Origin of the sequence: Fictibacillus phosphorivorans (genome assembly GCF_001619875.1) — a bacterium.
Taxonomy (GTDB): domain Bacteria; phylum Bacillota; class Bacilli; order Bacillales; family Fictibacillaceae; genus Fictibacillus; species Fictibacillus phosphorivorans_B.
In genome coordinates this window covers 787,913-800,069 of sequence record NZ_LRFC01000001.1, presented here as the reverse complement: position 1 = coordinate 800,069, position 12,157 = coordinate 787,913, and the positions used below count along the sequence as shown (strand labels likewise).

Here is a 12,157-nt window from a genome sequence, read left to right as displayed (position 1 = left end):
GTTTCAAACAAGCTTTTACATCCCACCAGGCTGTGATTGCGTAGTAATTGCCCAAACCCAATATGCAATTCCGATTAAAAAACCAAATCCTAAAAGTACAAAAAACAACGTAGAATTCTTCATCATTTCCTTCTCCTCAAACCTTTTACTTTCTTTCTTATTAAATATAAATTATCATATACTAGTAGAAGAAACAAAAAGCAAGGGTGTTAAGATGGAGAACAGAGAGCAATCACAAGAAAGAAATGAATTAGAACGTGACCTTGAAATGAGTTTACGAAGACTTTTTCGGACGTTGCGAAAAGGTCTGAACGAAGTGTACTCGGATTATATACCAAGCAACGAATTTGCTGTATTGCAGACTCTATTTATTCAGAGTCCTTTAATGGCGTCTGAAATTGCTAATGAATTAAAGGTGTCATCCAGCCATATAACCGCTGTTACAGACCGCCTAGTTGGAAAAAACTATATACAGCGTGTTCGATCAGATTCTGACCGAAGAATTGTTTACTTGGAAATTACAGAAGATGGCAAAGATATCGCTAAAAAAATGGACGATATTAAAAACAAGTATTTAGGGGAAAAGTTTGCTAACCTTACTGATGAAGACATGAAACGCATGATAGCATCTTCAACAAAACTGCTGGATTAGTTAAAGCAGTTTTGCTTTTTGATGATACTTCACTTTATTAACTATTTATCACATGAATAGGAGGCGACATGATGGAACATTTAGAAATGCGAAGGAAAGTCATTATCATGCTTTCCATAATGGCAGCTATGCTTTTTGCTGCCTTAAACCAAACAATCGTTGGTACATCACTGCCAAAAATCATTGCTGATCTTGGCGGGATTGAATATTACAGCTGGGTTTTTACAATCTTCATGCTGACTTCTAGCATTACAGCCATCTTGGTTGGTAAACTGTCTGACATATACGGCAGAAAGCCTTTTATCCTTTTAGGGATTGGTGTTTTTAGTGTAGGATCGCTGTTGTGCGGTGTATCCGGAAGCATCCTTGAGCTTATTGCTTATCGAGGTATTCAAGGGTTTGGAGGCGGGATGATCATGTCAACCGCTTTTACAGCTGTTGGTGATTTATTCCCTCCTCGCGAACGAGGCAAATGGCAGGGAATCATGAGCAGTGTTTTCGGGTTAGCAAGTGTGTTCGGTCCAACATTAGGAGGATATATCGTTGATCACTTCCATTGGCATTGGGTGTTCTGGATCTTCCTTCCGTTTGGTTTAGTTGCTTTTCTGGCTATCCATTTTTTGTTTCCATCTGTACAAAGAAAAGAGAAAGAGTCCATTGATTACACAGGTTCTCTTCTCTTGACACTTACAATGGTCCCTCTTTTGCTTTCTTTTACTTGGGCAGGAAATCAATATGACTGGGTATCACCTGAAATCATCGGACTATTTGCCGTAACAATTGTTGCTTTCTTCTTATTTATTCGTACAGAAAAGCGTGTCACTAGCCCAGTGCTTCCGCTTGATATGTTTAAGAATAAGGTGTTTACGGTTTCTAACATCATCGGTTTCTTTTTAGGGGCTGGAATGTTTGGATCAATCATGTATATGCCTTTCTTTATTCAAGGGGTAATGGGTACTTCTGCTACTAAATCCGGATTTGTGATGATGCCTCTTACGCTCGCGATGGTTGCCGGAAGTACGATAAGCGGACAGATTGTAACAAAGACCGGAAAGTACAAAAAGCTTGCCTTGCTTGGACTTTTCATCATGGTAAGCGGTATGACGAGCATGCATTTTATGGATACCGAGACGACAAATACAACTGCTATTCTTAACATGATCTTAGTGGGTTCAGGATTAGGTATTGCTTTTCCTATCTTTACATTAACTGTACAAAATGCGATCGAACATAAATATTTGGGTGTTGCGACTTCATCCGTTCAGCTGTTCAGACAGTTAGGAGGGACAATTGGTGTTTCAATTATGGGAAGTGTTATGAACAATTCACTTACTGACCACTTTAACAAAGAAACTCAAAAATTAATTGCATCAACACCTAACATCTCACCTCAGATGGGTGAGCAGATTAAAGAACTGGCAAACCCACAAGTGCTTTTAAATCAAGGTGCAGTGCTTGAAAAGTTTAGTGCGCTGCCACCTGAGTCACTTGCTTTTATCAAACAAGTTTTAGAAATCTTGCGTGGGTCACTAAGTTATGCCTTAAACGGCGGTTTCTTAACGGGTGCTATCGTAATTGGATCTGCGTTCTTGCTTACTTTCTTTTTCTTAAAAGAAATTCCGTTAAGAACGTCCAATGAAGAGAAAACTGCATCAAAAGAACAAGCAGCGGAGCGAAAGCTGGGATAACTGGATAGAAAAGACGGCAGGGAACATTATTGTTCCCCTGCCGTCTTTTTATTTGCTTATTTCGTCTTTGGTTGTCGTATTTCTCGGATGGCGCTCGTCCAGCGTGCTTACCACCCGCTGAACGAGCACAAATCTTCATCAACAATGATATATTTTCCCTGTAGAACATGAAGTGCTGGCAATATAGCCATCTTTCAAAAACTGTCTTTTATTTCACAAGTGTAGTTTTCTGTTCTGGCAAGGAATGACGCAGTGGATAATTCATGCTCCAAAATCCGATATCCTGAAATCCTAATCGCTTATAGATGGATCCTGCTTTTGGATTATCGTAAAAAAGACAAAGTGCTTTCCCTTCAGCCAAGATGTCCTGACACAGCGCTTCCATGCATAGTGATGCAAGACCTTGATTTCTTTTATCCGGATGCGAACACACGCCCACAATCATGGCTGATAATGAATTCTCAGCCGTTGAAGATGCACAAGAAACGACCTTATCATGATCCTTTATTAAATAGGTACGGCCTGTTTTAGTAGATAACGCTTGTTCCAAGCTTTCTTTAGCTGTTGGCCGAATGTCAAACTCTTTTATCATGTATCTTAACTCCATAATGCTATCTACATCTGAGAGATCGGCTAGAAGAATATTTTCTCGGGAAATGCTTTTGTTTAAGTATTGAGCCTCTCTTAGTTCAGCAAAATAAGTTTCTTTTGTTCGCTCAAAAGCTACATATGGCCGAAACTGTTCGGTTATTTCCCTTTTGCCGGAAAGCATTTCATAATTGTGATCGTTATTAATAATCTCTGAAAATGCTTTGGCATTAATACTTCCTTTTGCATAAGGCAGATAGTTACCCATGTAACGGAGAAGAATACCTGTTATTGCCCCGTCTTCATCCACATCAGCCCAGATTTCCTGAAATTCAGTTTCATAGCCAAAGTTTTCAATGTCTGCAATAATAAATAAATTTAGAGCAGGCTCTTCACTTAGATAGTCGATTACTTTTTCATGCCAGGTTTGATCCGTCTTAATTATCATCTGTTCTTCTCCTCCCTATGTTTTTATATATTTTAGCTGACAATTGGAAAAATGCAACATTTTTTTCAATGTGATCTGATAGTTTTTTTTGACTATTGTACGCAACAAAAAAACCAGCCAAGCAGACTGGTTTGGTTTACATCGGTACGAGCTGATTTTGTACGGCATAGATAACAGCTTGAGAGCGGCTTTTCACTTCAAGCTTCTTAAATATCTTACTTACATGGATTTTTACTGTCTTATCACTAATAAACAGTTTATCAGCAATTTCTTTATTGCTTAAACCTTCGACTAACCCGATCAACACTTCCTGCTCACGGTCAGTCAAGTTGGATTCGTCTTGTTTTACTTGTGTCTGCTGAAGGTGGATGTTTACTAGTTTCTTTGTCATTCTTGGGGTAATCATTGATTCCCCTCTATAAACTGCATGTATGGCATCGACCACATGTTCGGATGGAGCATCTTTTAACAAATAGCCATCTGCTCCGGCTTTTAAAGCAGCAAGTAAATATTCGTCATGTGTGTACATAGTCAGAACAAGAATACGAATGTTCGGATGCTTCGCTTTTATAACAGATGTTGTTTCCACGCCGTTCATTCCTGGCAAGTTAATATCCATAATGATAACATCCGGCATTAATTCTTGAGCTGCAGTTAACGCTTCCTCACCTGAAATAGATTCACCTACAACCTTGATATCATCTTCAAAGGATAAGATGTTCTTTAATCCATCTCGTAAAATAGCATGGTCATCTACAAGTAATATAGAAATCATATTAAAAAGCCTCCTTGGATTCGATTTGAGGAATGTGTAATTTAATTTCGGTTCCCTTTCCTTTTGCAGAGTCAATGTGAAGGGATGCACCTAAACTCTCGGATAATTCATTCATGTTCAAAATGCCATAATGGGGTTCTTGCCTCGCTTTGATCATCGATTCAAAAAGCGAAAAACCTTTCCCGTCGTCTTTTATCTTAAAAGTGACTTGTTCTTTAGAGTAGCTTAAAAGAATTTCCACTTTACTTGCATCTGCATGCTTCAGCGTGTTATGAAGACTTTCTTGAAAGATATCAAAAATGACTTTCTCTACCATTGTACTAAGCGGATACCTAGTACCGCGCTCTTGGAACCGGATATGAACGCTGTGACCTTCATCTTTTATTGCTTTAACCTTGGCTCCAATGGCTTGATGAAGCCCAATTCGTTCGGTTGGATATGGACGCAGTGCGTAGATCGATTCTCGCAAGTCCTTTAAACTTCCCCTTAATTTCTCAGTACTAACCGCTACAAGCTGCTTTGTTCTCTCAGGCTTTTGTTCAAAAACGCGCTGAGCCGTTTCAAGCTGCATAACAGACCCGGCCAACGTTTGTGCAATACCATCGTGAATTTCACGGGCAATTCTGTTCCTTTCTTCTAACAGCACCCGTTTTTCACGTTCAGAGATCAGCAGTTTGGATTTCCACGCAACTGCCAGTTGATTAACAAGCGTCGCCATTGATTGCTCATCAACAGAGTTAAATGAATGTGTTCTGGTCCTTCCTGTTAGAAGGACACCTGTAACTTCATCCTCAATGGTCAGCGGCGCGATTACAACCGACTTTATGCTGTTATGAAAATAATGAAACACCCAGCCGTTCTCTTCATTCTTCTCATTAAACAAAACCATTCTAGATTTAGACTCAATATGTTCGAGCATCTTCTCTGATAGATCCTTCCTCGTAGAAAGAACACCATTTTCGTAGGCTAGTTTCCATGTAGTTCCGTCAAAGAGAAAAAGAAGAACAGCATCTGTTCCAAGAAACTCTAAGAAAGGAAGTTCCACTTGCTTTAACCAATTCTTAGAAGGCAGTTGAGCATTAAATGTCGTACTGATATCATAAAGTGCTTTCAACCTGTTTTGCTCCTGACGCAGCCTCGCTATAAAGGAACAGATAAGTGCAATTGCGACCAATGGTGAGAAGAAAAAGATGTAGGAAAAAGCATCTACAACCCCACGATTTTGACTGCCCAACAGAAACATTAACGTAATGTAGAGAACAGAAAAGAGCGTTACAAGTGTTTCTGAGATCGTTTTTGTTTTCCAATATTGAAAATGATAGACTTGCGGTCGTAAAAGAAGCACGATATCCACAATTAAATTATTGAAGAGATAATAAAAGATGGATATTCCGATCATCCGTATTTCCGCCGTCCAAAACGTACTCATTTGTGCGGTAAAAGTTGATAGTAAAAGATCTGTCAGATGAACAGCACCAAAAAAACTGATCATCAGCTGTGATGGATTGAAGAGCACGATCCTTAGTGGTCGCCGATTCAATGTATGAACAGAACAAACAATAAAACCAAAAACAAAAACCGCTATACCCCATCCGTAAAGAAGCTCGATCGTGTACAGCAAAGGAAAGCTCAATGCGCTAATCCCTTTCCAGATCGGAATTGGATAATATTCTGTTATAAATAGAAAAATCAATAGCGTTAAGAAAACGAGAAGATCAGGCGTTTTAGAGATTGAAAACAGACTTAGAATCCATATGACTATTCCGGCTGTAATATTAAGTGAAATAAATGAACTAGCTACTCTATCTCGGTTTATCTCCAATTTTCTCACCCGCTTTATCTAAATCATCGGTAAACCTATCAAAATAATCTGTCAATTTATTTTATTATATCATAGCGATTCAACCGCTCGATTCAGCCGTAAAAAAACCGAAATTAGTCGAATGGCATAGCCGCTGACCAATTTCGGAAAAACATATGTTTTATATCATTATCCCATTTGAAACGGTGTGTTTCTATTAAGCAAAGGATGTAGTTTAACTAGTACGAAAGCTCTATTCAAACACCTACAATAAATGAGATAAGAACATAGTTGCTGTACCAAAGTAGACCAAAAGCGAAAAAATATCATTCAGTGTTGTAATGAGTGGTCCAGACGCTACTGCGGGGTCAATCTTAAGTCTGTAAAGCAGCAACGGAATAAGCGTTCCTGCTAATGTTCCAATTATTAATGTAAAGAATAAAGAGCTTCCAACTACAAATCCTAAAATTAGATTACCTTTCCACAAATAAGCTACGATTGAAATGATAATACCGCATGTAACACCTATAATAAAACCAACACCAAATTCACGCAGAATTAATTTAAGAATGGTCTGGCGGTCTATATCATGTGACACGAGTCCGCGCACTACGACGGCGAGCGACTGTGTCCCCGTATTTCCCGTCATACCAGCAATCATAGGCATGAAATATGTGAGCGCTACTGCTTTTTCAATCGTTCCTTCAAACGTACTGATGATGCTTCCTGACAGAATTCCGATAAAAAGGAGCAAGATGAGCCAAGGAAGTCTTCGATACGAAGCGATAAGTGCACTGGTTTGAAAATCAATCGATTTACCAGTTGCTGATAATTTTTCAATATCTTCGTTTGCTTCTTCAATTAATACGTCGAGTACATCATCGACCGTTACAATCCCGATCAATCGATCTTGTTCATCTGTTACAGGAACTGCGATAAAGTCATAACGCTCGATCGTTCGGGCTACTTCTTCCTGATCAGTTTCTGCAGGAACGGAAATGACCCTGTTATACATGATATCTTCTATTTTTTCGTGCATCTCCGCTAGCAGAAGATCACGATAGGAAACTACACCAACCAGTTTTTTATCATCATCGATCACATATAAATAATAGATGTTTTCAGCGAAGCCAGCGAATGTTTTTAGTTTTTCAACCGCATCGCGCACGGTATACACTTGCGGAATCCAAACAAAGCGGTTTGTCATGATTCCACCAGCTGTATCTGGCTCATATTGCATCAGGCTTTGAACGGTTTTGGATTCATCTGCTTTCATTGATGATAAGAAATCTTGGATCTCATTAACGTCCAAGTTACCAAGAAGATCAGCAAGATCATCGTTTTCCATCAAGTTCATGATATGAGATGACCGTTCGATGCCAAGTTTATGCAGAATCTCCATTTGCAGATCACTATCAAGTTCTTGAATTAAGGAAGCAATCTGTCTCGTTGTTAAAAACGTTACGAACTTATGCCTGTGTTTCTCTGGCAGATTCTTATACACGTTAGCTATATCATAAGGGTGCAGTTCATCAATTAAGAGCTGAAATTCTTTCTTGCGCAGTTCTTTTAAGTTTTTAATTATATACAATAAAATCTGATTTTCTGACATCTCTTTAAACAAGGAACGTCACCTCCTTATAAAGTACTTCACTATTATAAATTATTTAACTACATGTGACTATTGTTTCGCGGCAACTTTGCTGTGCTCATTCTACTCATAGGATATGGTATTTGACAAAGAAAAAAACCACTTATCAAAAGTGGTTTTCTACTCGTAAGTTTTTATTCTATTCCCTATTTCAACCAGAGGTAATCCAGTGAATATTCCCCTGCACCTGTTAAGGCAACACCAATAACTACTGCGATTAAAATCAAGTTGAACTCATATCCGTTAGCTGTTACCCAGAACCCGTTTTGCAAATGCACTTTTAAAATGGCCACAAGCATCGTTCCAGCAATTAAAATCGCCCCGATTTCAGTAAAAAGTCCTGCAGCAAATAAAAGTCCTCCTCCAAATTCAGCAAGCCCTGCTAATAATGCCATTGTGTAGCCAGGCTTTATGCCGATTGATTCCATCCACCCACCTGTACCTTTTAAGCCATAACCACCAAACCAGCCAAATAACTTTTGTGCACCATGTGCGGCAAGTGCAAGACCAACAACTAATCGGATAATAAGCAATCCTAGTGATAACATTGAATAACTCCCTCTTTCTTTTTCATTTTTTAACTTACTTTATGTTAGTATATTACAATGAGTAACTTGTCTATGTCAAGTTACTTTAAAAAAATAACCTTATACCCAAAAAAATTTACCGCTTTCTTAATAAAGAATATGCGGCAAAAAATCTTTTAAGCTTGTTCTGTTAAAATAATTGGCCCCTCTTTTGTAATCGCAACAGTATGCTCATATTGAGCAGATAAACTCCCGTCGAAGGTAATTGCAGTCCATCCATCAGATTTCATGGTTATATAAGGCATACCTACATTTAATATGGGTTCTATCGTAATAACCATTCCCTCTTTGAGCGTTGTTCCTGTACTTCGTTCTCCAATATGATGTACTTGAGGATCTTCATGGATACGGCGTCCAATACCATGCCCAATAAATTCTTTTACGATAGAATAACCCTTTTTCTCAGCATAAGACTGAATCGCATAACCAATATCTCCCAATCTGTTGCCAACTTGCGCTTGATCGATTCCTTTATATAATGCTTTTTTTGCTGTATCCAACAACCGTTGAGATTCTTTCGAGATGGTTCCAACTCCATATGACCAAGCTGAATCCGCGAGCCAGCCATTTAGATCCACTACAAAATCGATCGTGATGATATCTCCATTTTTCAGCACTTTCTTATTAGGAAGCCCGTGACATACCTCGTGATTAACAGAGGCACATGTTGCATACTGATATCCCATATAGCCTTTTTGAGCAGGTGTAGCACCACGCTCCAATAAAAAATTTTCTACAAATTGATCAAGTTCCAAAGTAGTTATTCCCGGTTTTACTAATTTTTTTAATGCTTGATGACAGGATGCCAGGAGCTTTCCTGCCTCTCCCATCTTCTCAATCTGTTTATTTGATTTAAGCTTTATCAACCCGAATTCTCCCCTTCCTCTTTGTTATCTATATTCCAGTCCAAAGAGGTTCGTGAAACGGGTTAATTGGAAAAGAAACAAGCATCGAGCAATGAATCTATGCCCGATGCTCTGATTTTTTTAGTCTTGATTCTACCACTTTACCGCCCAACCATAGCACGAATATGCCAAACAAAATCAATCCGAGCTTAAGGGGACTTTTTAACACGTCAACAAAGTCATATCCGATAAAGGAAACAATGGCGATCATAACTAATTTCCCGAGAGCTAAAGCTAGCAAAAATGTCTTCGTATTAATTCTCGAAAGGCCGCCAACAACGTTTACTAATGCAGATGGTGTAAACGGAAAACAATAAATAAGAAACAGCATTCCAAAACCGTGCCGCTCCACCCAATTTAGCATCCGAGTTGTGTTCGTGTGTCTGTTCAAAAAATCCAGGAATTTTTTTTGGCCAAATTTTCGGACAAGCATAAAAACGATGATAGACCCCGTACATACCCCTATCCACGAATAAAGAAATCCTAACCAAAATCCATATGCAGCAGCATTTCCTGCTACAAAAATAAAAAGAGGCAGAATTGGCAAGAAGGATTCAAGCATTGGCAGAAGCACTCCCGGCAAAAAACCAAGGTCCTCATATTGATCAAGCAGCTGTAGTATTTTTTTTTCAGTAAAATAGCGTTCCCAATTTCTCCAGTCCATCAATCGTTCACCCTTCTCTTCCTCATATCCTCATCGTTGCCACTGTTAACTTGTTTAAAACAAACTCCCCTAAAAAATAAAAAGTTAGTTTTCTAATTTTATCACAAAGAAAGAAAAGCTCACTATTTACTGACTGATTTTGAAGGGGTATCTTCTATCCTCTTACCAATAATCATCATGCAGCATAAAGCGGCTACGAAGGACGCTAATGCATACAAAACACTACTGCTGTTCATCTCTCCTGCCCCCACATTTCCAGGGAAAAGGAAAGAATAGATTCCCTGTGAACCGTTAAGTAAAATACCTGCCGCTGCTAAAACTTTAATTAGCGCATTGTATTTGAATTGGTTGAGTGCACTCATAATGGCAGCGATTCCCCAGAAAAGCAGAATGTAGCCCCAAACATTTAACCCATCTGATCTAACCTCTAACAAACTTGTTACATTTACAATTCCGATTATTAAAGAAATCAGACCAGAAAAAAGTAATAAGCGCCATGTTATGGTCATCGTGAATCCTCCTTTTCTTTGTTGCCGTTTAATAAAAATGTACGTTAACTAGTAAATTTGATAAACAAAAACCGTCATCACTAAGTGTTTGACGGTTTCAACAATCAGTCTGCAGTTTTTCTTCGTTGTTAGATGCTAACTTTATTTCATTAAAGCTTTATATACTTGCACGTCTAGCTCTTTTGCTTTCTTTTCATTATATGTTTTTTCGTAAACAGGTTCTTGAACGATCTTTGCACCCCAGAACATACTTTCAAATACATGCTCAATATCAACTTCAATCTTTGCAAGCTTAAGAGGCACGCCTTCCATTGCAAATTCAAGAATATTTGCTTTTCCGTTAATGGAATACACGGTTTCTAGACCAACAACCGTGAGGACGACATTCGGGTTATCCTGGATATTCGTTACGATGCGGGAATTGTTCGTAACAGTAAATCTAATTTTTTCATCTGACAAACTTTTTACCCAGGAAATTGCGTTAATGGATGGTGCTTTCGTTGCTGCATCTACCGTTCCTAATAATACGAGTTGCTCGCCTTGCAGGTGTTCAAACAATTCAGGACTTAACGTTGTTGGTATTTCCTGTTTCGCCATGTGATCCCCACCTTTAATTGTTTAAAATATGTATGCTATTTATTTTACCATATATTTCTTAACTTAAAAGTGAAAAGGAAGCTGAAAATCAGCTTCCTTTACTCTTCAAATGTTCCCTTGATCACGGCTTCTCCGTCTTGTATCATTACTTGTCCTAACGCAATAACAGAATCTATGCTTAGGTCTTGGTTTAGCAGAACAAGATCAGCATCCAGACCTTCTTGCAGTCTTCCTTTTTGCTTCAGCTTCAAAACACGAGCTGGATTAGAAGTGATTGTCTGAAGTGCTGTTTGAAGAGGAACACCTTCCGTCTTAACGGCATCTTTCACTTCACCATACAGGGAATTCACTTTACCGATACGCAGTCCCGTAAATTCGCCAAATTCATTAAACGCAGGCAAACTTCCTTGTGCGTCTGATGTAAATGTTATTTGTTCAATAGCGACCCCTGCATCAAGCATTCTTTTAAGGCCGATGCTGCATTTAACTTCGCCTTCTTCTAAAAATTGCTTTGTCGTACTTGTTGTAAAATCTACGACGCCGCCTTTTTTTGCATATTCAATCCCCGCTTCAAACAAATAGGAATTCCGGTTAATATGCGTTGGGTAAAATTGAGAAATAGGCAGATCTGTTGTTTCCACAACTTCCTCAATTAAAGATAACATCCGTTTGCTATCGCCAAGGTGGATGTTTACAACACCTGCTTTTCCTGAAAGCATGCCAGCAACTCTTGCTTGTGAAGCGAGCCTGGCCAGTTCGGAAGCTTCCGGCTGGCTTGAACGATGATCAGCAATCGCAATTTCCCCCACACCAATGATCTCATCAACCATCATTATATCTGTTTCAATATTGCCAGTTAATGTTTTAACCGGTACTTGATAAGACCCAGTGTGAACATAACATGAGATCCCTTCTTCTTTTAACGCCTTTGCTTTTGCGATTAAGCTGGTCATTGTACGCGCTATCCCGTCCGTCCCAATGACACCAACAATCGTTGTCACACCTGCTTTCGTAACATCTGACAAATAGATTTCAGGAGTCCTCGTTTTATATCCGCCTTCTCCACCGCCTCCAGTTATATGAACATGAGCATCAATAAAGCCTGGGGTCACTATTTTTCCTGATGCATCAATAACATGGATATCAATAGCTGTTGCAGGCCATTCAATACCTTCAGAGATGCTTGCGATCTTCCCGGCAGCTAATAGAATATCCTTTTTACCGAGATAATGAGGCGCGTATACCTCACCGCCTTTTATAAGTGTAAACATGTGAATCATTCCTTTATTTTT

The 12,157-nt window shown here is 38.9% G+C and carries 12 protein-coding genes; 2 read left to right on the top strand and 10 right to left on the bottom strand.

The features are described 5' to 3' along the window. The first annotated feature begins 214 nt into the window (after window positions 1-214). Entirely contained in the window at window positions 215-652 is a 438-nt protein-coding gene (locus AWM68_RS04105; RefSeq protein WP_066237213.1) for a MarR family winged helix-turn-helix transcriptional regulator, read from the top strand. Window positions 653-723: 71 nt separating this feature from the next. Next, a complete protein-coding gene (locus AWM68_RS04100) occupies window positions 724-2,340 on the top strand; it encodes an MDR family MFS transporter (protein WP_066237208.1) in 1,617 nt (538 codons plus the stop codon). 208 nt (window positions 2,341-2,548) lie between these two features. Here the strand turns inward: AWM68_RS04100 and AWM68_RS04095 are convergent, their stop codons facing one another. From AWM68_RS04095 to iadA, 10 genes are all read right to left on the bottom strand, one after another. Then, window positions 2,549-3,376 carry a GNAT family N-acetyltransferase gene (locus AWM68_RS04095; RefSeq protein ID WP_066237206.1) on the bottom strand — a complete coding sequence of 276 codons (828 nt, stop codon included), beginning with the start codon at window positions 3,374-3,376 and terminating at the stop codon, window positions 2,549-2,551. Window positions 3,377-3,512: 136 nt separating this feature from the next. Then, a complete protein-coding gene (locus AWM68_RS04090; protein WP_066237203.1) occupies window positions 3,513-4,151 on the bottom strand; it encodes a response regulator in 639 nt (212 codons plus the stop codon). A 1-nt stretch (window position 4,152) separates the two neighbouring features. Continuing rightward, window positions 4,153-5,973, bottom strand: a complete 1,821-nt coding sequence (locus AWM68_RS04085; RefSeq protein ID WP_082820553.1) for a GAF domain-containing sensor histidine kinase — start codon at window positions 5,971-5,973, stop codon at window positions 4,153-4,155. A 244-nt stretch (window positions 5,974-6,217) separates the two neighbouring features. Continuing rightward, window positions 6,218-7,576 (bottom strand): magnesium transporter, encoded by a 1,359-nt coding sequence (gene mgtE, locus AWM68_RS04080; protein ID WP_231868362.1) that lies wholly within the window; start codon window positions 7,574-7,576, stop codon window positions 6,218-6,220. Between the two features lie 173 nt (window positions 7,577-7,749). Beyond that, a complete protein-coding gene (locus AWM68_RS04075; RefSeq protein WP_066237198.1) occupies window positions 7,750-8,151 on the bottom strand; it encodes a DoxX family protein in 402 nt (133 codons plus the stop codon). Between the two features lie 155 nt (window positions 8,152-8,306). Continuing rightward, complete coding sequence (gene map / locus AWM68_RS04070) at window positions 8,307-9,056, bottom strand: type I methionyl aminopeptidase (RefSeq protein WP_066237195.1); 750 nt, start codon at window positions 9,054-9,056, stop codon at window positions 8,307-8,309. 97 nt (window positions 9,057-9,153) lie between these two features. Next, window positions 9,154-9,759, bottom strand: coding sequence for a TVP38/TMEM64 family protein (locus AWM68_RS04065; protein WP_066237192.1), 606 nt, complete (start codon window positions 9,757-9,759; stop codon window positions 9,154-9,156). Between the two features lie 122 nt (window positions 9,760-9,881). Further along, window positions 9,882-10,268 (bottom strand): hypothetical protein, encoded by a 387-nt coding sequence (locus AWM68_RS04060; RefSeq protein WP_066237189.1) that lies wholly within the window; start codon window positions 10,266-10,268, stop codon window positions 9,882-9,884. A gap of 141 nt (window positions 10,269-10,409) precedes the next feature. After that, window positions 10,410-10,865, bottom strand: coding sequence for a pyridoxamine 5'-phosphate oxidase family protein (locus AWM68_RS04055; RefSeq protein WP_066237186.1), 456 nt, complete (start codon window positions 10,863-10,865; stop codon window positions 10,410-10,412). A 98-nt stretch (window positions 10,866-10,963) separates the two neighbouring features. Then, window positions 10,964-12,136 (bottom strand): beta-aspartyl-peptidase, encoded by a 1,173-nt coding sequence (gene iadA, locus AWM68_RS04050; RefSeq protein WP_066237183.1) that lies wholly within the window; start codon window positions 12,134-12,136, stop codon window positions 10,964-10,966. Window positions 12,137-12,157 lie beyond the last annotated feature (21 nt).

What these genes read in the sequence shown, in the direction of transcription:
- AWM68_RS04105 (WP_066237213.1), top strand. Translation starts at nt 215, where the DNA reads ATGGAGAACAGAGAGCAATCACAAGAAAGAAATGAATTAGAACGTGAC.
- AWM68_RS04100 (WP_066237208.1), top strand. Translation starts at nt 724, where the DNA reads ATGGAACATTTAGAAATGCGAAGGAAAGTCATTATCATGCTTTCCATA.
- AWM68_RS04095 (WP_066237206.1), bottom strand. Translation starts at nt 3,376, where the DNA reads ATGATAATTAAGACGGATCAAACCTGGCATGAAAAAGTAATCGACTAT.
- AWM68_RS04090 (WP_066237203.1), bottom strand. Translation starts at nt 4,151, where the DNA reads ATGATTTCTATATTACTTGTAGATGACCATGCTATTTTACGAGATGGA.
- AWM68_RS04075 (WP_066237198.1), bottom strand. Translation starts at nt 8,151, where the DNA reads ATGTTATCACTAGGATTGCTTATTATCCGATTAGTTGTTGGTCTTGCA.
- AWM68_RS04065 (WP_066237192.1), bottom strand. Translation starts at nt 9,759, where the DNA reads ATGGACTGGAGAAATTGGGAACGCTATTTTACTGAAAAAAAAATACTA.
- AWM68_RS04060 (WP_066237189.1), bottom strand. Translation starts at nt 10,268, where the DNA reads ATGACCATAACATGGCGCTTATTACTTTTTTCTGGTCTGATTTCTTTA.
- AWM68_RS04055 (WP_066237186.1), bottom strand. Translation starts at nt 10,865, where the DNA reads ATGGCGAAACAGGAAATACCAACAACGTTAAGTCCTGAATTGTTTGAA.
- iadA (WP_066237183.1), bottom strand. Translation starts at nt 12,136, where the DNA reads ATGTTTACACTTATAAAAGGCGGTGAGGTATACGCGCCTCATTATCTC.